Genomic DNA, 22,078 nt, shown 5'->3' with positions numbered 1-22,078 from the left:
AGTTTCTTGGGTTAGTTGTTGGTAGAGGTATTTGCTGGGCGGCGAGTGTAGCCGTAGGCAAAGTCTCGGCTCCAGCGGGTAATGACTTTTGCACGGTGCCTGGGGTGCTGGAGCCAGTAGAGGTCGGTAGTGAACCTTCCATAGTCGAAGGTTAGTTCTTCCTGTTTGAGGAGCTGAACCAGGGAACGAGCGTGGTAGACGATACCGCTAAAGTTCCTTGCCTGAAGTAGGGCATCAAAGCGTTTTTTGATGGAGGGGGTGCGCTTTGCAACAAGCTGTCCTATTGAGTAACCAAAGCTAATGTCTTTGGTGTGCATGTTTCTTTGCTCTGATTGCTGGTGGACAGCGTAGAGGGTGAGGGCCATGTAGGTGGCTAGTTCACCGTAGCTGGCTTCGTCTCCTCGGCCTCGGTAGTTATCTGGAAAGTCGATATTTTCATCGCCGGTGAGGACATACTGCCAGGCTAGCGGGTTTTTAGCAGGATTTTGACCTACTGCTTGACGAAGGTCGCTCAGCTCTTTTTTGGACGCTGAGGAACCTGCATTGTGTCCTCCGTAGAGGCGATGGATTTTGTGGGTGACAAAGTTATAGAGGGTAGGTGTCACCGTCTCAGAAGGATGAGACATCGTTGCCTTCTTTCTACTGGGTTTTGTCTTCGTAGGCTAGAGGAAAAATCTTTTTGAACTCGCGATGGCAGGCTCGTTGGGCTGTTGCTGCACTGATGAGTTTGTCATCCTTGATCCTGCCGATGAGGGCTTTCGGGCTTGCACCGATGAGCATATTTTCTACTTCCCGTTTGAAGAAGGAAGAGGCAAGTTTCTGCCAGCTTTCCTTAAGCTCTTGTGGATTTGCTTCGTGGGTAACCTGGGAAAGCCAGATGCGGAATTCCTTTTCGAGCCTGTGAAGTACAGCTTCGGTTGCCGCTGGCTGGAATTCGTAGCTTTGACCGGCAGCTTCCAGCAGACTTCCGGCGAAGCGTCCCAGCTGGATTGCAGCGTCCATACTCTTTTGGGAGTTTTCAAGGATGGCTGCTGTATGTTCTGGGAATTCATCGGTTAGCAGGGCTAGTTCTACGGGAATTGATTCATCGATGGTGGATTCGATAACAGCGTTTTGGTTGCCGTAGACAACTCCTACTAGCTGGACCTGTACCTTCATATTGTGAGGAAAGTAGCGGTTGAGGTCTTGTATAGTTTGAGGTTTTTTGGGCGCGTATTCGTCCCCGCCTTGGTTAGGACTTAAGACCAGGAGGGCATCTAAGCCTCGCCAGAAGGTACGCTCCTGGTTGTGCTGTAGAGGCATCCAGATTTCCTGTCCCTTTTTAGACTGGTTTTTGCTGTAGCGAAGGCCGGTCCAGGGGTCTTCACAGCCGATGCCGTCTTGGAATTTCTCAGAAGCCTTATCTCCATTGGAGACAAGAACTCCGGTAACTTGACCGTTCTTGGGGAACAGCCGGACGCGCCGGGATTGCCAGGTGAGGGTGTCACAAGGTCCGGTAGGAGTGGTTATCTCTTTGGGGTAGTTTCTGGGGGCAGCGCCATCAAAGGGTTCTCGTTCCCAAACGGGTAAGTCATTGGCGATTTTGAAATCTTCCTCCCCGTTCTCGTTAATGGTCGGCTCAAAGAGTCGGCTGATAGGCAGGTTGAGGAGGAGAGTCTCAAAGATGTTTTCTCCGTGAAGAATAACCCTTCCTGTGGCGCCTTGCCAACCAACACCAATGGGATATCCGCGGCCACCTTTGACGCGCGGGTCACCTACTGCACCGGATTTAATGCCGGAATAGTCGTAGGCCTGTACAGTGATAAGCTTTCGGGCTGCATCGGCATAGTCTAGGGTTCCTTTGCCACTAGCTGCGCGCATGGAAAAGTGATCTGAATCAGAGTCTAGGAGAATGCGGGAAACAGGGGAGAAAGTGCTCTTTTCAGTATGTAGGTCTGCTACCTGCATGAAGGGGTGCTCTGGATGGAAGAGTTCAAAGTAGGGTTTGATGTCTTCATGCTGGAGGTAGTCCAGTACGAAATCAAAGTTGCCTACTTTCTTCTCTCTGAGGGTGGCTATCCAATTTCGACGGGCTTCAGTTCCAAAGGCTGCTACGTCAAAGTCTTCGGCGTCTGCGAAGTGGAAGAAGGACGAGCGTAGAAGAATGGGCTCTAAGAAAGCCAGCATAGCGGAGTCTTCTAGTGCGCTTTCATGAGCAAGCTTGGTAATGGAATAGCCTTCGCGGAAGAGCTGCTCTAAAGAAACAAGTTCTAGCTCACCGGCTGTCTTCTGAACCTTAATCCAGGGTGAATCTACGAGATTAAATTGGGGAATGGTGTCTTCGCTCACTCTATCCTCCTAAAATTTTGTCTAGGGGCTGTGTGGGCGAGTCTTGATGGCGTCATCGCCCTGCGTTCTTGAGTAAGAGCCTAATTCTGTCTAGAGCGGCATGTCAAGGGTTTATAGATATTTAATTTACAAGTTCATTACTTTTTGCTCTTCGGGTAGGATGAGAGTATCTCGTCTTCGCGAGGAGCATGAGGTGATCCCTGGATAGATACTTCATCTACAAGGGGTCATCACCGTACAGGCGGTGCTTTTCTAGGTTACATGAGGATTTTGGGTGGGGCTGTCGTTCACCTGCAGATTTACCCCCCCGACTCGAAGGAATATTGTGATACATTAATGATGAAGGTAATTTTTCTTCCCAGCGCTTCCAAGCATGGCTACACGGAAGCAGATGCCCTGTGCGCTATAAAGAACTACCAGCACTATCTTTCAGCCTTTGAACCTTCGCGCATAGCGCATCTACCAGACCCGAATCTCTACATCGGCCCAGCGCTCAACGGTGATCTGCTAGAGGTCTTTACCTACGTGATAGACCCTCAAACCGTTATCTTCCACTGTATGAAGTTACGGGGGAAGACCTACATGCGTGCTGTGCAAAACTCTGAGGAAAGGAGCTACCAAGGTGACTAAGGAATACAGCCTGGAGGAACTAGAGGCTATTGGCCAGAAGCTATCTTCTTGGGTGGAGTCTGACGAATATTTTGAAACTTTAGAGAACGCCCAATTCCAGGGCCGCACCTCCGAGGGGGTTGCTCAAGCGGAGGCAATAGTGCAGGCTGCTACCCGAGGCCGCCCTTCTCTCGCCGCAGAGATAGATGGCAAGTCTCCCACTATCAATGCGCGAGTAACCCCAGACCTTAAAGAACGCCTAACAGCCTACGCAAAAGAGCGGAAGGTTAAGCCCTCTGTTGTGGTGAGAGAAGCCCTAGAACAATATCTGCCCCGTTCTGCCTAGTAGTTGACGAGCGCCCCGAAAGGATAACGCCACTGTGAAGACTAACCCTATCGAATCTTTATCTGCTGGTGCTCAAACTTTTTGGGCCAAGACAGGGCAGGAAGAATCACCCGCAACAGGAATGAGCCTAGCCCAGCATATGCTGGATAGTTCCCAGGTGGCCCACTATCTGTGGGAGAACTGGCTATCCGACGGCAGCAAACAGTGGATTCAAAAAAGCCTGAACCTTGAAGAAGCTGAAACCCAAGCCCTTGTTTCCTGGTTGGTGGGAACCCACGATATTGGTAAAGCTAGCCCGGAATTCGCTGGGCAGCTAGATGCGCGTCAAAATATTGACCTTCTGGTTTACCGCCAAAGGATTGAGGACGCTGGGTATGACTTTATGCTAGACCTCACCAAGGTAACAGACCGTTGCCCTCACTCCCGCTACAGCTATAGCATTATCAGGCACTGGCTGGCACAGAAGTACCCTGCTGTTTCTGAAACAAGCATCAACAGTCTGGCCCAGGTGAGCGGCTCCCATCACGGCAAACCTGCGGCCGCCTACGCTGAGGGCAGGGACACCGAGCTTGTTCAACGCGTCCTGCAAGACACAAAATTTAAGAACTGGCTAGAAGCCTGGGACGAGTTGCTCAGCTTCATCGAAAGAACCACGGAGGCAGGCCACGCTATCCTAAAAGCCTTAGAAAACGGCGGCTTGAAACCTGACCTCCAATTCTTCATTACCGGGCTAACCATCATGTGCGACTGGATAGCTTCCAACCCCGACTACTTCCCCTACGGGCAGGTTACCCACCAGGAAACCCGACTCCAAGAGGCCTTTGAAAAGCTAAACCTTAGCCAGCCCTGGCAACCTGAAGACCTCAGTGCTTTGAGCCCAGAAGAAATCTATTCCAGCAGATTCTCCCTCCCACCGGGTGCTACCCTGCGTCCCATGCAAAAGGTCGTAGTGGAGGCCGCCCGCTCCCTCCAAAGCACCGGGCTTATCTGCATTGAAGCCCCCATGGGCCAGGGAAAAACAGAAGCAGGCCTGGTTGCCGCAGAGATCCTAGCTCACACCACCGGCAAAAACGGCCTGATGTTTGCCGCACCCACCCAAGCCACCGCGGATGCCCTCTTTGACCGTGTCGCGGACTGGGGGCGAAAAGCCGCCCACGGTAACGAGACAATCTCCATGTTCCTTGGGCATTCAAAAAGCAATCTCAACGAAAATTTTAGTCGTATGCGGTTTGCAGGTATCCACGCTGATGAGGGGCGTAAAGGCCACCAGGAAGAGGCTCGGGTTATTGCGCATCAGTGGTTTTCCCGCAAGAAAGGAGTGCTCTCTAATTTTGTAGTGGGCACTGTAGACCAGGTACTGATGATGGCGCTCGCCAGCAAACATGTGATGCTGCGGCACTTGGGGTTGGGCGAGAAAGTGTTGGTTATCGACGAGGTTCACGCCTACGACGCCTACATGAATGTTTATCTTGAAAATGCCTTGGAGTGGTTGGGCAGGATGCAGGCCCCCGTGATTCTGATGTCTGCTACCTTGCCAGGGGTAGCTAGGCAGAAGCTGATGCAGGCTTACGCTCGGGGGCTGGGTTTCCGTAAGTCTAAGCCAGATGTGGTGCCTGCTAGGAGAAGTAGGCGCGGGGGAGCTGCTAAAGTCTCTCAGTCTGTTGTGGAGAGCGTGGATCTTTCCTACCCCGTGATTCATACAGTCTCCATTGAAAACGCGGGTGAACCCAGGAAGTGGGAGATCGAACAGCCTAAGGAACAACAGGAATTTTCACTCAGGCTCATTGATGATTCCTTTGCTGAGCTAGATAGTGTGCTTGCGCCCCTCGAAAATAATGGGGGATGTGCCGCCATTATCTGTAATACGGTGAGCCGGGCCCAGGAAGTCTATGAACACTTGCAGGGGATCTTTGCTCCGCATGAGCTGATGCTGGTACATTCTCGTTTCATTGCGCGCGACCGCGTCAAAAATGAGAAGGTGCTTGTTGAAGCTTTGGGCAAAAAGAGCCGTGCTGGAGCCGGGCGTCCCGAGCGTTTTGTGGTCGTGGGGACGCAAGTCATTGAGCAGTCTCTAGACATTGACTTTGACGTGATGATTACGGACCACGCCCCAGTAGACCTTGTACTACAGCGTATGGGGCGTTTGCACCGTCATGACAGGGCAGGGGAGAGGGCACCCCACCATCTTGACCCGGTGTGCTACGTGCGCGGTGTCCAAGAACTTGGAACTGAAAATGCCGCCCCTGTCTTTACTGAATCTGCTGAAAAAATTTATGACAGGTCGATTCTGCTATCAAGCTATGCCCAGTTGATGCCTCATTTTGAGGGTAAGAAACTTCAGATTCCTGCAGATATAAGCGCACTGGTGCAGGGCGCTTACTCTGCTCAGGCATCTGTTCCTGAGGGCTGGGCTGAAACCTACGCGGAGGCCGTCCAGGAACGGAAGAGCAAGGAAGCAGAGAGCCGGAGAAAAGCAGGCGCGTACTCTATGCGCCCTGGCTCAGGCATCGACTATTTGTGTGATTTCTTTGGTGAAAAGGGTGTAATGGGCGATGCCGATGAGCTGAAAGCTCAGGCTAAAGTGCGTGATACGGACGATACCTTGGAAGTGCTGGTGGTGCAGTCGGATGATGGTGGCCAGACCTACCGGCCACTGGGTGATGAATACGTGGATCTAATGTTTGAGGCTGACGCCTTAGAGAAACCTGATTGGAAACTGGCGAACGTGCTCGCAGGGTCTTCTATCCGTTTGCCCTACCAGTTTGCGGATAAGGGATGGGCACCTAACAAGAATCCTTTTGACCTGGCCCTTAAGGCTTTAGAAACGAATCAATTTTCTGCCTGGCAACAGCATCACCTACTGAAAGGGGAGCTGGTGCTTCTGCTAGATACCAATATGGAATGTTCCTTAGCCGGGTACAGGTTGCGCTATTCGCAGGAACTGGGCTTGGAAGTTCTTCGGGAAGCAGATTCGGGTATGATTATCGAGGGCTAGCCGGCTAAAAGTAAAGTAAATTTCCTTGTTCTCTCGGTGTTCTACCATGTCAGCAAGTGTGCTCCCCGCGTAGACGGGGATGAGCCCGCTAGCAACCGAAGAGAAAGAAGAAAAGACCAGTGCTCCCCGCGTAGACGGGGATGAGCCCTGGTAGGGGAGGGTGGGGGCTTGTGCCCCCACGTGCTCCCCGCGTAGACGGGGATGAGCCACCAAGGGGAACATGCTGCTGTATATGCTGCCGGTGCTCCCCGCGTAGACGGGGATGAGCCCACCGCGCACGATGTTTTTGACCCTAACGGCCCGTGCTCCCCGCGTAGACGGGGATGAGCCTCCGAATCTTCGTGATGATATGGACGCCAAGCAGTGCTCCCCGCGTAGACGGGGATGAGCCGTGTTCCTTTTTGTTGCTAACGGCTGGGATACCGTGCTCCCCGCGTAGACGGGGATGAGCCGGGGTATCGAGGATCTTATCGAGCAGAGCCATGGTGCTCCCCGCGTAGACGGGGATGAGCCGGCAGTTGCGGACGGCACGGTGCTTTTCGAGGAGTGCTCCCCGCGTAGACGGGGATGAGCCTGGGTCGCTGGTCTCCGGTGGCCTAGTGGGGGTGTGCTCCCCGCGTAGACGGGGATGAGCCGACATGAATCCCAACCTCATTCCCCTGATTGTCGTGCTCCCCGCGTAGACGGGGATGAGCCGGTAGATAACGCCATCGCCGGCGTGTAGCCCGCGTGCTCCCCGCGTAGACGGGGATGAGCCGAGAGAGTGAGAGAGTAAGTGAGCAAGCAGGCAGTGCTCCCCGCGTAGACGGGGATGAGCCGAACTGCACTGAGGCCCATAATGCCGGCCGCTAGTGCTCCCCGCGTAGACGGGGATGAGCCCGCGGACGCCCTGCAGCTGCTCAAAACTTCCCTGTGCTCCCCGCGTAGACGGGGATGAGCCGGAAAGCTAACTAATGGCCGGTAAAAGCGCCATGTGCTCCCCGCGTAGACGGGGATGAGCCGGCATGGGCCAGACCATCAAGGCGTATATCAACGTGCTCCCCGCGTAGACGGGGATGAGCCGACACGGTACTGGCCCTAGCGATTGGTGTAGGCGTGCTCCCCGCGTAGACGGGGATGAGCCGTGTATCTAAAAGCACTTCACGTAAATGATGGAGTGCTCCCCGCGTAGACGGGGATGAGCCTAGGTGCGCCCCTCAGCCGACGGGGCCAAGGGGGTGCTCCCCGCGTAGACGGGGATGAGCCGATTGGCTAGAAATGGCAACCGAAAATGACCTTGTGCTCCCCGCGTAGACGGGGATGAGCCGAGTAACCGGTGACGGTACGATCATCGGCAGCGGTGCTCCCCGCGTAGACGGGGATGAGCCGGACGCCCAATCCCGCGGGCTCATCCACAAACAGTGCTCCCCGCGTAGACGGGGATGAGCCGTAAGCCACCGATAAGGACAACATCCATTCAATGTGCTCCCCGCGTAGACGGGGATGAGCCGGTTAATTCTTGCAGGGTACTTCCAAGCGTCAGGTGCTCCCCGCGTAGACGGGGATGAGCCGGAGGTCCCACGTGGCTTTTGATAAGACTCTGCGTGCTCCCCGCGTAGACGGGGATGAGCCGGTGAAAATGGTAGTAACGTACCGGACGTCTATAGTGCTCCCCGCGTAGACGGGGATGAGCCCATGAATCAGGCCGAGTTCCATCTAGTCGCTTGGTGCTCCCCGCGTAGACGGGGATGAGCCGATTCGAGCTCCGAGCCTTCTTCGTGCCAGGCTGTGCTCCCCGCGTAGACGGGGATGAGCCTGCCCCCCCGGTGCCTTGCTTATGCAAAACCAGGTGCTCCCCGCGTAGACGGGGATGAGCCGTCCACGCAAGTCTGGATGTTCTCCACCATGGGGTGCTCCCCGCGTAGACGGGGATGAGCCGGCCAACCGGCCACGGGAACGGCAAACAAAGGAGTGCTCCCCGCGTAGACGGGGATGAGCCGACTTCGCAGTAAACGTAGTGTTCGGCGATAACGTGCTCCCCGCGTAGACGGGGATGAGCCGTCGTGAACCGTACCCGCCGCGTCCTTGAAAACGTGCTCCCCGCGTAGACGGGGATGAGCCGAGCGCGCCACTGCTCGCCAGCTCCTCTCTCGAGTGCTCCCCGCGTAGACGGGGATGAGCCGTTCGGCATCGATGATACGGAGTTCCAGGCCATGTGCTCCCCGCGTAGACGGGGATGAGCCGGTCTCGGGCATGGTTGATGACTTCGATGAGCGGTGCTCCCCGCGTAGACGGGGATGAGCCGTCACTCGCCCCTCAGCTGAGATTATGGTCAAAGTGCTCCCCGCGTAGACGGGGATGAGCCGGACTTCATCCCCGTCAAGATGACCGCTATAGCGTGCTCCCCGCGTAGACGGGGATGAGCCCGGCGTAAAAGCACAGCTCGACGCCCTGCAATCGTGCTCCCCGCGTAGACGGGGATGAGCCGCTGCCCGCGCCGAAGAGCGCGCCAAGGTCAATGTGCTCCCCGCGTAGACGGGGATGAGCCGAAACCACCAGCGCCGGGTACATCTACTGGGACGTGTGCTCCCCGCGTAGACGGGGATGAGCCGCCTTGGCTAATCGTGATGTTACGGTGCGTTTGGTGCTCCCCGCGTAGACGGGGATGAGCCGTCTTCAAGCCAAGCAACCCGGTACTGAATCTGGTGCTCCCCGCGTAGACGGGGATGAGCCAGAACGTGAATCCTACCTACGGCTTATCTCAAGAGTGCCACCCGCGTGGACTGAGAAAGCCAGTAAGCAGGCTGGTCAGCCTAGCGGGTGCGGGCAGGTACAAAGAGCCCGTAGATGCCCAGGGCGCCGAGCACGAGGGTAGCTACCCCAAAAGGAACAGCTGTGGGGGAGTGCTCACCGCCGGTCGTTATGAATGTATCTGCCAGCCCCACGCCCATGTGCCAGCCCCACCCCAGAAAGAGAAGGAAGCAAGCGATAGCTACAGAAAGAGAACAGAAACCGATAGCGCGCTTGGTGCTGTAGGATGCCATGCCCCGCAACCATTCGTGCACGTTCGGCAGAGCAGCTAAAAGAAGCGCGACGAAAAAGCCCCACACAATCACGACAGGGAGGCTAAACTGGTTAGCCTCGCTCAAGATGCTGTACACCTCGCTGAGGGTGTAGCCTGGGGCTGTTGCTAGGGGGTTCCACCAAAAGACATGCAAACCGTAGTAGATAGCTAACACCAGCCCCAACCCACAAAAGGAAAGAGGCAGGCGGACGCCAGGGGTCGGCTTAACATGCTCCCTGCTGGTTTTCGCTTCAGCGGATGTACTGTGAAAAATCTCGGTGATACCCACTCCCAATAGGGAGGTAGCTCCTGTAAGGAAAGAAAGCACTGCCGCCCAGTTGATGAGGGAAGCGAACTGAATTGAGACTGGGTGGGGGAGAGCTATCGCTACTGAAGTGGCCAGCGCAAAAACCGCAGCGCTACCGATAAGGAGCCAGTGAAAGGCTACATTGAGTGCATTTGCCACAGACCTAGTTTGTGTCCTGTGCAGGTGTCTAGGAGAAACCGTCATGCCCCTATTGTGGCACGAGAACGCAATATATTAACGGCACATTTTCCTTGCCAAAGTCGAAAAGTCGCGCCCGAGGTGGGGTGCGCGTCCGCTCCCTGAAACATACAGACGAAACATTTGCTTACGAACCGTCTTCAAAATATGTGAACAACGTGATACGCGGTACACTAAAAGGCAGTGGCCCCGTGCCCACAGGCTCAAGAACGAGCATCACACACCCGTCGCGCAGACGCGACGGTACCCACCGGCGCACGAGCCAAACGCAAGACAGTGTCGAGAGGAGTCCCACATATGAGCACTGTGGATAGCTTCGGTTCAAAGGGCGTACTTTCCGTCAACGGAACCGACTATGAAATTTTCCGTCTAAAGGCAGTAGAAGGCTCACAGAAACTGCCTTACTCCCTGAAGGTTCTACTCGAAAACCTTCTGCGCACCGAAGACGGTGCCAACATCACCGAAGGCCACATCAAGGCACTCGCCAACTGGGATCCCTCCGCGGAACCCGACACCGAAATCCAGTTCACCCCCGCCCGCGTCATTATGCAGGACTTCACCGGCGTTCCCTGCGTGGTTGACCTTGCCACCATGCGCGAGGCCGTGAAGGAACTGGGCGGCGACCCCTCCAAGATCAACCCCCTGGCACCTGCCGAACTGGTCATCGACCACTCCGTACAGATTGATACCTTCGGCACCGCCGACGCTATCACCCGCAACATGGACATCGAATACCAGCGCAACGGCGAACGCTACAAGTTCCTGCGCTGGGGCCAGACCGCCTTCGACGACTTCAAGGTTGTTCCTCCCGGTATGGGTATCGTGCACCAGGTCAACATCGAATACCTGGCCCGCACCATCATGGCCCGCGAGGTCAACGGCGTCCTGCGCGCCTACCCCGACACCGTTGTAGGCACCGACTCCCACACCACCATGGTCAACGGCCTGGGCGTACTCGGCTGGGGTGTTGGCGGTATCGAAGCTGAAGCAGCAATGCTCGGCCAGCCAGTCTCCATGCTGATTCCCCGCGTCGTCGGCTTCAAGCTCACCGGCTCCATCCCCTCCGGCGCAACCGCAACCGACGTCGTCCTTACCATCACCGAAATGCTGCGCGAACACGGCGTCGTCGGCAAGTTCGTTGAATTCTACGGTGAAGGCGTCGGCCAGGTGCCCCTGGCAAACCGTGCAACCATCGGTAACATGAGCCCCGAATTCGGCTCTACCGCCGCCATGTTCCCCATTGATGAGAAGACCCTCGAATACCTGCGCCTGACCGGCCGCAGCGAGGCACAGGTCGCCCTGGTTGAGGCCTACACCAAGGAACAGGGCCTCTGGCACGACCCCTCTGTCGACGTCGAATACTCCGAGTACCTGGAGTTGGACCTCTCCACCGTGGTCCCCTCTATCGCGGGCCCCAAGCGTCCCCAGGACCGCATCCTGCTCTCAGAGTCCAAGAGCCAGTTCGAATCAGACATCAAGAACTACGCCAAGGACGGCGAGACCGACAAGTCAGCCCAGGTCTCCATGGCCGACGGCCGCGAGTTCGAACTCAAGAACGGTGCGGTGTCCATCGCCTCGATTACCTCCTGCACCAACACCTCCAACCCCTCGGTCATGATGGCAGCAGGCGTGCTCGCCCGCAACGCCGCCGCCAAGGGCCTGACTGCCAAGCCCTGGGTCAAGACCTCTATCGCTCCCGGTTCAAAGGTCGTCACCGACTACTACGAGAAGGCAGGCCTGCTGCCTGACCTTGAGAAGCTGGGCTTCTACGTCGTTGGCTACGGCTGTGCCACCTGCATCGGTAACTCCGGTCCCCTGGAGCCCGAAATCTCAGAGGCTATCCAGAGCGAAGACCTCTCCGTCACCGCGGTTCTCTCAGGTAACCGCAACTTTGAGGGGCGTATCTCACCGGACGTCAAGATGAACTACCTGGCCTCCCCGCCGCTGGTCATCGCCTACGCCCTGGCCGGTACCATGGACTTCGACTTCGAGAAGGACTCCCTGGGCACCGACGCCGACGGCAACGAGGTCTACCTCAAGGACATCTGGCCCGACCCCGAAGAAGTCCAGAAGATCATCGACGAGTCCCTCGACACCGAGATGTATAACAAGGAATACGGCACCATCTTTGACGGTGACGAGCGCTGGCAGGCTCTGGAGACTCCCACCGGCTCCACCTTCGAGTGGGACGACAAGTCCACCTACGTGCGCAAGCCCCCGTACTTCGAGGGCATGACCATGGAAACCACCCCCGTTGAGGACATCAAGGGTGCCCGCGTACTGCTCAAGCTGGGCGACTCGGTCACCACTGACCACATCTCACCGGCAGGTTCCTTCAAGTCAGACACCCCCGCAGGTAAGTACCTGATCGAAAACGGTGTTGAGCGTAAGGACTTCAACTCCTACGGCTCCCGCCGCGGTAACCACGAGGTCATGATTCGCGGTACCTTCGCCAACATCCGCATCAAGAACCAGCTTCTGGACGGCGTTGAAGGCGGCTTCACCCGCGACTTCACCAAGGACGGCGAACAGTCCACCGTCTACGACGCATCCATGAACTACCAGGCTGCCGGCATCCCGCTGGTTGTTCTGGGCGGTAAGGAATACGGCACCGGTTCATCCCGTGACTGGGCTGCTAAGGGCACCACCCTGCTGGGCGTCAAGGCAGTTATCGCTGAGTCCTTCGAGCGTATCCACCGTTCAAACCTGATCGGTATGGGCGTTGTACCCCTGCAGTTCCCCGCCGGTGAATCCCACGAATCACTCGGCCTGACCGGTACCGAAACTTTCGATATCACCGGCCTGACCGAACTGAACGAGGGCACCACCCCCAAGACTCTCAAGGTCACCGCCACCGCTGAAGACGGCAAGGTCACCGAGTTCGACGCTGTAGTTCGCATCGACACCCCCGGTGAAGCCGACTACTACCGCAACGGCGGCATCTTGCAGTACGTCCTGCGTAACCTGGTCCGCGGCTCCTAAGTTCTAGAGAGCTAACAGGTTCACGGTCTGTGGCCCCCACTTTTCAGTGGGGGCCACAGACCTTTTTGTTTGTTTTCTATGGAGTTGGGACCAGATGAGTGTTCAAAGTATCTGTGGGCAACGAGGATTGTGGGAGGAATCTGGTCCCTTGTGTATGGCGGCGGGGACGGCGGCAGGGACGCGGTAGCTAGGTGAGCGGCTGCGTGGAGTTCCAGACCTGCCGCCACTTATCCGCTAGAGAATCAATATTTTCGTGGGCGTTCAAGCCGCTAGGTTGAGGCACGACCCAGAGCTGGCTCGCCGGGTTCCACCCCTCAATCTGGGAGGTGTCTTGTCGCCCCAGCTGAGCCTTCCTGTCGCCGAAGGCTGTCCGATAGGCTGTAATGCCCGCAATGGCTACAGCTTGGGGTCTATACGTGTGGGTGAGTTCAATAAGCCGGGGGAGGGCGTCCTTCAGCTCCTGGGCTGTGAGCTCGTCGGCTCTTGCTGTTGCCCGGGCAACCAGGTTGGTTATGCCGATACCCAGGCTGGCTAGCTGCTCCTCAACCTCGTCGCTCAAGCCGCGTGAAGCATCCACCCTGGGGGTAACGATGCCTGCCCTATCAAGCGATGGCCAGAAACGGTTACCGGGAAAAGCGAAGGGGGCGTTGACGGCGGACGTCCACAGCCCGGGGTTGATGCCCACGATCAGCAGACGGAGGGGAGTGCCAGCCGTAGGCAGCCGGTCGTCAAGGGTGCCGTTGACGAAGTCTTGAAGCTGCTCCCGAGTGGGGCGCTGGTCGCCTAGAGGTGAGGGGTGAAGAGTGCTCATGATCCCACCCTACACGTACAAACGCCCCGCACAACCCTTGACTGTGCGGGGCGCTAGAGTAGCTAAACCTAGTTCGTCTTACTTGATGTCTTGAACCGGGATAGCACCGGTCTTCACATCGTAGTAGGTCTCCCAGAAGTCAGCGTTCTTAATGCCGAGGGGGCGGGGGTCAAACATGGGGTCAAGGCCCTGCTTCTTCTGCTGTTCATAGTCCTTGAGTACCTGTAGAGCGGGCTTCTGAATGACCAGAATACCCACGATGTTCAGCCAGGCCATCAGACCTACGCCGATATCACCCAGAGCCCAGGCGGCACCTGCGGTGCTGACGCAGCCAATAACGGTTGCGGTCAGAATCAGCAACTGCAGCAGACGCAAGAGGGCATTGCCCAGGGTCTTGTTCTGCAGGTTACGGGTGAGGTAACGTAGGTTGGTTTCTGCCATGTAGTAGTAGGCAACGATGGTGGTGAAGGCGAAGAAACCCAGTGAAACTGCAATGAAGATCGGGCCAGCACCGGGGATCAGCGTATCGAAGGCGGACTGTGCAAATGCCGGACCAACGGTAGCGCCTTCGGCCAGGTTGCCCGGGCCCTCTGCCAGCACGGGGGTGTCGGCTGAGCCGCCCTCGTAGACACGGTACATGCCGGTTGAAAGAATTAGGAAGGCAGTAGCGGAGCAGACGAAGAGGGTGTCGATGTAGACAGCCATCGCTTGCACGAAGCCCTGGGCAGCAGGGTGCTTAACCTCAGCGGCGGCAGCAGCGTGGGGGCCGGTGCCCTGGCCAGCTTCATTGGAGTAGATACCGCGCTTGACGCCCCACTCAACGGCGGTGCCAATGATGGCGCCGAAGGTGGCGTGCAGACCAAAAGCTGATGAGAAAATCAGGTTAATAACCTCACCCAGCATATTGATGTTGATAAAGGCAACAATCATGGCCAGCACGATGTAGATGATAGCCATGAAGGGAACCACAACAGAGGCGAAGGTCGCAATACGCTTGACGCCACCAACGACGATGAAGGCCAGCAGGATGGTAACGCCGGTGGCGGTCATCCAGGGGTGGACAGTGGGGAAGGCACCCTGCATGGAGGTGGCAATACCGTTAGCCTGCACACCGGGTAGGAAGAAGCCACAGGCCAGGGCAGTGGCAAAAGCGAAGATGGAGGCGTAAACCTTGAAGAGTCCGGAGTACTTGGTGTGGCGGTAGGCCTTTTCGAAGTAGTAGGCCGGGCCACCACGGTACTCGCCGGTGACCTTATCGCGTTCCTTGTAAATCTGGCCCAGGGTGGACTCGATGAAGGAGGTGGAGGAGCCTAGGAAGGCCACGGTCCACATCCAGAAAACGGCACCGGGGCCGCCGAAAGCGATAGCGGTGGCTACACCTGCGATATTACCGGTACCTACGCGGCCGGCAAGTGACATAGCCAAAGCCTGGAAGGACGAGACGCCGTCCTTAGATGATTCGCCCTTGAAAGTCGCGCGAATCATGGTGGGAATCTGACGTATCTGGAGTAGGCGGGTGCGGATGGTGAAGTACACGCCAACAGCCAGGCAAAGATATACCAGCACGGGCGACCAGATAATGCTGTTCGCCCAATCGATTGCTGCGGTCATAGAAGAGATCCATTCGTGCGGGGCTAGTGAGGGAACTAGCCTGGTAATGATTCAGCACCACTGTGACCTATGACTGTGTGCTGATGCACAGTGTGAGCTGTTGAACACTGATATTAGTGGTTCGTATATACATTTGAAAAGCGCCACGCGTGAGGAAACCTAACTGAAACACAAGCGCTACTTTTCTTCTCACACTGTGAATCGCTAAACCTGCACTGAGCGGGTAAAGTTACTTAATTGCAACATACTAGACTTTTGACCGGTGGCCGCCGCCCACAGCTACAAGGACGTTGGGGCGCAGCTAGCCGGTGAACGGGGGAGTAATCGTGGGACTACTAGAAACTATTGGTGAGCCGAGCGACCTGAACGCTTTGAGCCCTGATCAGCTCACCGAGCTAGCCCAAGAGATTCGTGACTTCCTCGTTGCTAATGTCTCGCGGACCGGTGGGCACCTGGGCCCCAACCTGGGTGTTGTGGAACTAACCCTGGGCATCCACCGGGTTTTTAACTCCCCTCAGGACTCCATTGTCTTTGATACCGGCCACCAGTCCTACGTTCACAAGCTGGTTACTGGCCGTCAGAACTTTGAGACCCTGCGTCAAAAGGGCGGTATTGCTGGCTACCCCGAGCGCGCAGAATCTGACCACGACATCGTCGAGTCCTCGCACGCGTCCTCGTCCCTTTCCTGGGCAGACGGTATTTCCCGGGCCTACCAGCTCACCGGGCAGAGAGACCGCTACACCGTAGCTGTCATTGGTGACGGTGCGCTGACCGGCGGCATGGCCTGGGAAGCGGTCAACAATATCGCAGCTGATAAGAACCGCAAGGTCGTCATCGTGGTCAACGACAATGGCCGCTCCTATGCTCCCACCATCGGCGGTTTCGCCAACCACCTCGCTGCCCTGCAGCACGAACTTCAAAATAAGGTAGATAAGGTTCGCCTGGATTCACGCTATGAGCGCACCCTGGCCGCCGCCCGCACCAAGCTACAAAACGGCGGTTCTGTGGGGCAGATGATCTATCGCGGCCTGCACGGCATGAAGGCCGGTATTAAGGACGTCATGGTGCCCGGCGGCATCTTTGAAGACCTGGGCATGAAGTATGTGGGCCCCATCGACGGGCACGACCTTGAAGCTGTGGAAACCGCTCTAGAATCCGCCAAAAATTTTGGCGGCCCCGTCATCGTGCACGCCATCACCGAAAAGGGCCACGGCTATGCGCCTGCCGTTAGCGATAAGGACGACATGTTCCACGCCGTTGGCGTCATCGACCCCGACACCGGCGAAGCTCTAGCCAAGTCGTCCGGAAAGTCCTGGACCAGTGTTTTTGCCCAGGAAATCAAAGATATTGCCGATGAACGCGAGGACATCGTGGGTGTCACCGGCGCTATGCTCATTCCCGTCGGCCTCAAGCCTATGGCTGCCGCCCACCCCGGCCGCGTCATCGACGTGGGCATCGCCGAACAGCACGCTATCGCTATGAGCGCCGGTCTGGCCTACGGCGGCCAGCACCCCGTCATCGCCCTCTACGCGACCTTCCTCAACCGCGGCTTCGACCAGCTGCTCATGGACGTTGCCCTACACAAGGCCGGCGTCACCATCGTGCTGGACCGCTCGGGCATCACCGGCCCTGACGGTGCCTCCCACCACGGTATGTGGGATCTAGCCCTGCTCCAGTTCATCCCCGGCCTGCACTTAGCTGCCCCCCGCGATGCTGTGACCCTGCGCGAAGAACTGCGCGAAGCTGTTGCTATTGAGGACGCCTCCACCGTGGTGCGCTACCCCAAGGGCTCAGTAGGTGCTGATATCCCCGCCCTGGAACGTCTTGCAGATGGCACGGACGTCCTCGCCCGCCATGGCGACCCCAACCCTGAAAGCGGCCAGCGCGACGTGCTCCTCATCGGCGTCGGTGCCTTTGCCCGACTCGCCCTCGACACCGCAGACCTGCTCGCCGAGCGGGGCGTGAGCGTAACCGTCATCGACCCCCGCTGGGTCATGCCCGTACCCGCCAGCGTAGTAACCCTCGCCGGCGAACACCGCATCGTCGTCTCCATGGAGGACGGCGTGCGGGCAGGCGGCGTGGGCTCCCGCATCCGCCAAGAAATGCGAGCAGCCGGAATCGACACCGCCCTCAACGAACTCGGCCTACCCGCCGAATTCATTAAGCACGCCGAACGCGGTGAAATCCTCGAAGAAGTCGGGCTTACCCCCCAGAAAATTAGCGCCGATATTCTCGCGCAGCTCGCCGGGAACATGGTGCCCTTCGCCCGCACCGAAGGGGAGAAGCCGAAGCACACTAGCTAGGCGACAATTAAGGGGCCTTAAGGCGTGCTTAGAACAGGATGCACGGGCTCACGCTGGATGGAGCCCTGCAGATTCCGAGCGCGCGAGGAAATAAATCTGCGGGCGGAATAGGCGTAAGCCTGACCCTCACGCCCCGCCTTGCGGTGGATTTCGTTCGCTCTTGTGTGCTCGCGCGCTCGCACCCGCTCACTTCATCGTGCCAACAGCTTCGCTGTGAGCCCGTGCATCCGTCATGGCTAGCTTAGGAAACCCAGATTCTTCCGTCCTTGACCTCCACCGTGAACTCGGGTAGGGCGGTTTCTGCTGGGCCGCCTTGAACCGAACCGTCCTCTAATGAGAAGACTGAGGCGTGGCAAGGGCAGGCCATGGTCTTTTCTTTCTGGGCGTTGAGCTGGCAGCCCTGGTGGGTGCAGACCGATGAGAAGGCATGGAAGGTGCCCTCAGTTGGCTGGGTAATCATGACAGTCACACCATCGTTGTTGGCCTGAATGACGCCGCCTACCGGAACATCTTCAACAGCAGCCATATCGGTGGCCTGAGCGGGGCGACCGTCGTTGGCGGTCAGGCTCTCAGACTCATCAGAAGAACCGCAGGCCGTTAGTAGAGCGGCACCGGCACCCACGCCAGCGGTGCCTGCCACAGCCTGGCGGCGGGTGAGCCCGCGCCCACCGGCCGCAGTCTGCTCAGCCGGGGCGGGCGCGTCCTTGTTTTCCTTCTGACAACCACAGGTAGTACACATAGTTGAACCTTACTTTGTAGATGAATGTCTAACCCGGGCAAAAACATCAGCCAGGTCAGGGGCTATAAGTTCAATCTGCCACTGGCGTGCCCCAAGTTCAAGCAGGGCTACCCTAAGTTCTTCAACGGACGACCCAGCGGGCGGGTCCCAGCACAGGCGGCGCAGCACATCGGGGGCAAGGACGTTCTCCTGCGGCATGTTCAGGTGCTCGCCCACAGCGAGCACCGCAGGCTTTGCCTCAGCAATGAGCAGGGCGGACTCGGGGCGCTTGACCTCCCAGGCTTTGAGCGGCGGCGGGCCAGAGGCAGGGGTGGTAAACGGTACCGGTTCGGCATCCTTCTTGGCGTCGGCCAGGGCCTTGAGCCAACGCGGGGCCTCCCGCTTGAGCGCCCGGGTTTGGAAGCCGGGAATCTGCAGAATGGCAGGTACCGTGCGCGGCATAAGCTTGGCTGCAGTAATCAAGGAGGCGTCGGGCAGCAGGCGCTTGGGGGCAACGTCCTTCTTCTGCGCCAGGTGCTCACGCTCATACCAGAGGTTGCGTAGGGCGGTGAGCTGGCGGCGGGTCTTCACCTCTCGAATACCCTTGGTCTTTCTCCAGGGGTCGGGCTTCTCTTCACGTTCGGGGTGCTCACAGATATAGCGGAACTCTTCCAAGGCATAGCCTAGCTTGCCCTGGGCCCGCAGCTCTTCTTCCACCGCATCGCGCAGGTCAAGTAGAATATCAACGTCGAGGGCAGCGTAGTTGAGCCAGGCTGAGGGGAGTGGGCGGTGGGACCAATCCACCGCCGAGTGCTCCTTGGCCAGCTTGTAGCCCAGCAGGTTTTCCACCATGAAGCCCAAACCAACGCGCTCAAATCCGGCCAGGCGTCCGCCCAGCTCAGTATCAAAGAGAGCGTCGGGGTACATGCCAAGGTCAGCAAGGCAGGGCAAATCCTGGGTCGCAGCGTGCAACACCCACTCAGCACCTGCCAAGGCCTCGTTAATCAGGGTGAGATCATCAAAGCTCTCGGGGTCAATCAGAATTACCCCGGAATTACCGCGCTTGAGCTGCACCAAAAAAGCCCGCTGACCATAGCGAATGCCAGATGCGCGCTCGGTATCAACCGCCACAGGCCCGCTTTCTGCCGCCAGAATTTTAGCTACGCGGTGCAAGCCGCGTTCGGTGTTAATGACGCTCGGTGTGCCTCCCTCAGGCTCGTCGAGATACACCACCTCGGGGATACTAATCCCCTCGGGTACATCAAACTGAGAACCTGTTCCCCCTACAGGTTGCACCGCCATAAAACTCCCTCCCGGTGGAAAACTACCTCCCCATTATGCCAGGTTTTGCCCGGCCCTACCGGGGTGGGTGGCGTCCGCTCACCCACACCCCCGGGCAGAGAACCTACTCAGCTACCGGCTTCTCGTGCAGGGTCAGGCTGATGGAGTTGATGCAGTAGCGCAGGTCGGTGGGGGTATCGTAGCCTTCCCCCTCAAAGACGTGGCCCAGGTGGGAATCGCAGGCGGCACAGCGCACCTCAACGCGCACCATACCTAAAGAACGGTCCTCGATGTAGCGCACCCGGTCAGCAGCGAGCGGCTCAAAGAAAGAGGGCCAGCCGCAGTGGCTCTCAAACTTCTCGGTGGACCGGAACAGTTCTGTGCCACAGGCCCGGCAGGCGTAGACGCCCTCGGTGGTGGTGTCCCAATACTCACCGGTAAAAGCCCGCTCCGTACCGCCTTGGCGCAGCACCGCGTACTCATCGGGGCTCAGAACTTCCTTCCAGTTCTTGGCAATGGCACCAAGGCCGGGCAGAGAATCACTCATGGCTTGCTCGCTTTCATCACGGCTGTATCTGTGCACCAGTATAAGCAGGCGCAGCGGGCTCTTATTCCCGTACACTGGGCATTATGGCTACTGAGCACGCACACCCCACACCCGCCCGCACCCTCACCCTAGCTACCGTAGCGGGGGTTGCCGGGGCCGCCGGAGCGACCCTGGCTTGCGCCGCTGCCCTGGGCACCGCAGGAATCGCCACCCACTTCGCCCGCAAAATCGTGGTTCCCCCCAAAGCGCCGGTTGAGGACGTCCGCGTGCACTCCCTGGGCTATAGCAGCGCTGACATCGCCGAGGGCCAGCAGCCTACCAGCATCCGTATCGACGCCACCGAGCGTACCCTGGCCCCGGGCCACTACGGCTTTTACTTCTCGGGTGGGGCGGGTTTTGCCCTGCTGGGGGAGCTGACCTCCTATATGCCGGGTGACAAGACCGTGGTACGGAGCATCGAAAAAATTTACCGGGGCAATATGGCAGAAATTAAGCGCGGACGCCTCACCGGCGTGGTTGCCACCGACCCCGCTATGGCTGGCTATCGGGCTGAAGATATTGAGCTGTCCCTGCCGGTAGGCCCCGCCCCCTCCTGGGTAGTACACCCCGGGGCGGCGCTGGACGCGCAAACAACGGAAGGCCAAGCAACTGACGAACCCGGTACCCCTGAACCGAGCGACACCTGGGCCATCATGGTGCACGGCATGGGGGCAACCCGCGCCGAAACCCTGCGCGCCCTCGACGCCACCCAGGCCCTGGGCCTCACCAGCTTGCACATGAGCTACCGCAACGACCGCGAAGCACCCGCCAGCGAGGACGGCCGCTACGGCCTGGGCTTCACCGAATGGCGGGACGTCGAAGTCGCCATCGACTACGCCCTGGCCCACGGCGCTCGCAGCGTAGTACTCTTTGGGTGGTCTATGGGCGGGTCAATCTGCATGCAGACTGCCGACCTGGCCCGTAACCGCCGGGCTATCCGGGCACTGGTGCTGGACGGCCCTGCCCTGGACTGGCTTGAGCTCATCCAGTACCACACGCATCTGAACAAGATCCCGCTGCGCATCGGTCAGCTGGGTGTACAGATGATTACCCATCCCGCCCTCAGCACTCTCACCGGGCTGAAAGAACCCATCAGCCTACAACAGATTTCCTGGCCCCACCGGGCGGGCGACATTACCGTGCCCACCCTAATCATGCACTCGGTGGACGATACCTATGTGCCCTACCAGCCCTCACAGGCCCTGGCTGAGCTCTCACACCTGGTGGACTTCGTCCCCTTCGAAAAGGCCCCCCACACCAGGGAATGGAACGTAGACCCGCAGCTCTGGTTTGGCACCGTCACCGGCTGGCTAAACAGCCGCAATATCGGCGTAAGCCCCCTGCGTCAGCGCAACCAGGTCATCGGCAGCTAGCTCCACATCCAGGCCGCGGCGCCCACCCGACACCAAAATCGTGTTAAAAAGCTGGGCAGTTTCATCCACCAGGGTAGGGTGAGCCGTCTTCTGCCCCAAGGGAGAAATACCGCCCACCACATACCCGGTGCGCTTCTCTGCCACATCGGGGGCAGCCATCTTCGCCGACTTCCAGCCGAGGGCAGCCGCAGCAGCCTTCACGTTCAGCTTGCCACCCACCGGCACCACGCAGACCGCAAAATCCTTCTCGTGGGTAATCATCAGGGTCTTAAAAACCTGCTCGGGGGAGCGACCCAGTTTTTCGGCAGCCTCCAGACCAAAGTTGGTTTCACCGTCCACATGTTCATACTCGCGCACCTCAAAAGCAGTACCGGTCTGCTGCAACAGAGCCAGCGCAGCCGTAGCCGCCCCCTTCTTCTTCTTCGCCTTCGCCATCGTTTCTTTATCCCTTTCACTCACGTCAATAGGTATGCACCTACCAGCCTAAAACGAGAAGCCGCCCACCGGCGTCCGCCCAGAGCCTGACCAGCACATCTGTGAACAAGCCAACCGGCTTAGAGTCAGCCCCGCACTAACCCCACCGCAAC

The 22,078-nt window shown here is 58.1% G+C and carries 15 protein-coding genes and 1 CRISPR repeat array; of the genes, 6 read left to right on the top strand and 9 right to left on the bottom strand.

The window, feature by feature from the left end; genetic code table 11:
- Positions 1–11: 11 nt before the first annotated feature.
- Together casB and casA are read right to left on the bottom strand one after the other, a co-directional pair.
- Positions 12–626, bottom strand: a complete 615-nt coding sequence (gene casB, locus QM007_RS07025) for a type I-E CRISPR-associated protein Cse2/CasB (RefSeq protein WP_283489306.1) — start codon at positions 624–626, stop codon at positions 12–14.
- A 13-nt stretch (positions 627–639) separates the two neighbouring features.
- Positions 640–2,328, bottom strand: coding sequence for a type I-E CRISPR-associated protein Cse1/CasA (casA, locus tag QM007_RS07020; RefSeq protein ID WP_283489305.1), 1,689 nt, complete (start codon positions 2,326–2,328; stop codon positions 640–642).
- Between the two features lie 336 nt (positions 2,329–2,664).
- On the opposite strand from casA, the gene QM007_RS07015 reads away from it, so the two are divergent.
- The 3 genes from QM007_RS07015 to cas3 are packed head-to-tail and all read left to right on the top strand — an operon-like array spanning position 2,665 to position 6,278.
- Positions 2,665–2,958, top strand: a complete 294-nt coding sequence (locus QM007_RS07015; RefSeq protein ID WP_283489304.1) for a hypothetical protein — start codon at positions 2,665–2,667, stop codon at positions 2,956–2,958.
- Positions 2,951–3,283, top strand: coding sequence for a ribbon-helix-helix domain-containing protein (locus tag QM007_RS07010; protein WP_283489303.1), 333 nt, complete (start codon positions 2,951–2,953; stop codon positions 3,281–3,283). The genes QM007_RS07015 and QM007_RS07010 overlap by 8 nt, the downstream gene beginning before the upstream one ends.
- A 34-nt stretch (positions 3,284–3,317) precedes the next feature.
- Positions 3,318–6,278 carry a CRISPR-associated helicase Cas3' gene (gene cas3 / locus QM007_RS07005; RefSeq protein WP_283489302.1) on the top strand — a complete coding sequence of 987 codons (2,961 nt, stop codon included), beginning with the start codon at positions 3,318–3,320 and terminating at the stop codon, positions 6,276–6,278.
- A 58-nt stretch (positions 6,279–6,336) separates the two neighbouring features.
- Positions 6,337–8,990: direct repeats of the CRISPR family, unit length 28 nt; unit sequence GTGCTCCCCGCGTAGACGGGGATGAGCC.
- Positions 8,991–9,070: 80 nt separating this feature from the next.
- On the opposite strand, the gene QM007_RS07000 is transcribed toward cas3, so the two are convergent.
- Positions 9,071–9,787, bottom strand: coding sequence for a hypothetical protein (locus QM007_RS07000; RefSeq protein ID WP_283489301.1), 717 nt, complete (start codon positions 9,785–9,787; stop codon positions 9,071–9,073).
- 336 nt (positions 9,788–10,123) lie between these two features.
- Here QM007_RS07000 and acnA point away from each other — a divergent pair, with 336 nt between their 5' ends.
- Positions 10,124–12,808, top strand: a complete 2,685-nt coding sequence (gene acnA / locus QM007_RS06995) for an aconitate hydratase AcnA (protein WP_283489300.1) — start codon at positions 10,124–10,126, stop codon at positions 12,806–12,808.
- A gap of 187 nt (positions 12,809–12,995) precedes the next feature.
- Here the strand turns inward: acnA and QM007_RS06990 are convergent, their stop codons facing one another.
- Together QM007_RS06990 and QM007_RS06985 are read right to left on the bottom strand one after the other, a co-directional pair.
- Positions 12,996–13,619, bottom strand: a complete 624-nt coding sequence (locus QM007_RS06990; RefSeq protein WP_283489299.1) for a mismatch-specific DNA-glycosylase — start codon at positions 13,617–13,619, stop codon at positions 12,996–12,998.
- A gap of 78 nt (positions 13,620–13,697) precedes the next feature.
- The gene (locus QM007_RS06985; protein ID WP_283489298.1) at positions 13,698–15,230 is read right to left on the bottom strand and encodes an alanine/glycine:cation symporter family protein; all 1,533 of its coding nucleotides are present in this window, start codon (positions 15,228–15,230) and stop codon (positions 13,698–13,700) included.
- Positions 15,231–15,556: 326 nt separating this feature from the next.
- On the opposite strand from QM007_RS06985, the gene dxs reads away from it, so the two are divergent.
- On the top strand, positions 15,557–17,533 hold the full coding sequence (gene dxs / locus QM007_RS06980; RefSeq protein ID WP_283489297.1) for a 1-deoxy-D-xylulose-5-phosphate synthase: 1,977 nt from the start codon (positions 15,557–15,559) through the stop codon (positions 17,531–17,533).
- Positions 17,534–17,774: 241 nt separating this feature from the next.
- Here the strand turns inward: dxs and QM007_RS06975 are convergent, their stop codons facing one another.
- The 3 genes from QM007_RS06975 to msrB form a co-directional block, all read right to left on the bottom strand.
- Entirely contained in the window at positions 17,775–18,272 is a 498-nt protein-coding gene (locus QM007_RS06975) for a Rieske (2Fe-2S) protein (protein WP_283489296.1), read from the bottom strand.
- 9 nt (positions 18,273–18,281) lie between these two features.
- Positions 18,282–19,553: an HRDC domain-containing protein gene (locus QM007_RS06970; protein WP_283489295.1), complete on the bottom strand. Its 1,272-nt coding sequence runs from the start codon at positions 19,551–19,553 to the stop codon at positions 18,282–18,284.
- 103 nt (positions 19,554–19,656) lie between these two features.
- Positions 19,657–20,079, bottom strand: coding sequence for a peptide-methionine (R)-S-oxide reductase MsrB (msrB, locus tag QM007_RS06965; protein ID WP_283489294.1), 423 nt, complete (start codon positions 20,077–20,079; stop codon positions 19,657–19,659).
- 83 nt (positions 20,080–20,162) lie between these two features.
- On the opposite strand from msrB, the gene QM007_RS06960 reads away from it, so the two are divergent.
- The gene (locus QM007_RS06960) at positions 20,163–21,491 is read left to right on the top strand and encodes an alpha/beta hydrolase family protein (RefSeq protein WP_283489293.1); all 1,329 of its coding nucleotides are present in this window, start codon (positions 20,163–20,165) and stop codon (positions 21,489–21,491) included.
- Here QM007_RS06960 and ybaK read toward each other — a convergent pair.
- The gene (ybaK, locus tag QM007_RS06955; RefSeq protein ID WP_283489292.1) at positions 21,429–21,926 is read right to left on the bottom strand and encodes a Cys-tRNA(Pro) deacylase; all 498 of its coding nucleotides are present in this window, start codon (positions 21,924–21,926) and stop codon (positions 21,429–21,431) included. The genes QM007_RS06960 and ybaK overlap by 63 nt on opposite strands.
- Between the last annotated feature and the right edge of the window lie 152 nt (positions 21,927–22,078).

The organism is Rothia sp. SD9660Na (assembly GCF_030064065.1).
Lineage (GTDB): Bacteria > Actinomycetota > Actinomycetes > Actinomycetales > Micrococcaceae > Rothia.
This window is presented reverse-complemented; position numbering and strand designations above follow the sequence as displayed.

Coding starts and splice junctions, on each gene's coding strand:
- casB (WP_283489306.1), bottom strand. CDS start 626: ATGTCTCATCCTTCTGAGACGGTGACACCTACCCTCTATAACTTTGTC.
- QM007_RS07015 (WP_283489304.1), top strand. CDS start 2,665: ATGATGAAGGTAATTTTTCTTCCCAGCGCTTCCAAGCATGGCTACACG.
- acnA (WP_283489300.1), top strand. CDS start 10,124: ATGAGCACTGTGGATAGCTTCGGTTCAAAGGGCGTACTTTCCGTCAAC.
- QM007_RS06990 (WP_283489299.1), bottom strand. CDS start 13,619: ATGAGCACTCTTCACCCCTCACCTCTAGGCGACCAGCGCCCCACTCGG.
- QM007_RS06985 (WP_283489298.1), bottom strand. CDS start 15,230: ATGACCGCAGCAATCGATTGGGCGAACAGCATTATCTGGTCGCCCGTG.
- QM007_RS06975 (WP_283489296.1), bottom strand. CDS start 18,272: ATGTGTACTACCTGTGGTTGTCAGAAGGAAAACAAGGACGCGCCCGCC.
- QM007_RS06970 (WP_283489295.1), bottom strand. CDS start 19,553: ATGGCGGTGCAACCTGTAGGGGGAACAGGTTCTCAGTTTGATGTACCC.
- msrB (WP_283489294.1), bottom strand. CDS start 20,079: ATGAGTGATTCTCTGCCCGGCCTTGGTGCCATTGCCAAGAACTGGAAG.
- QM007_RS06960 (WP_283489293.1), top strand. CDS start 20,163: ATGGCTACTGAGCACGCACACCCCACACCCGCCCGCACCCTCACCCTA.
- ybaK (WP_283489292.1), bottom strand. CDS start 21,926: ATGGCGAAGGCGAAGAAGAAGAAGGGGGCGGCTACGGCTGCGCTGGCT.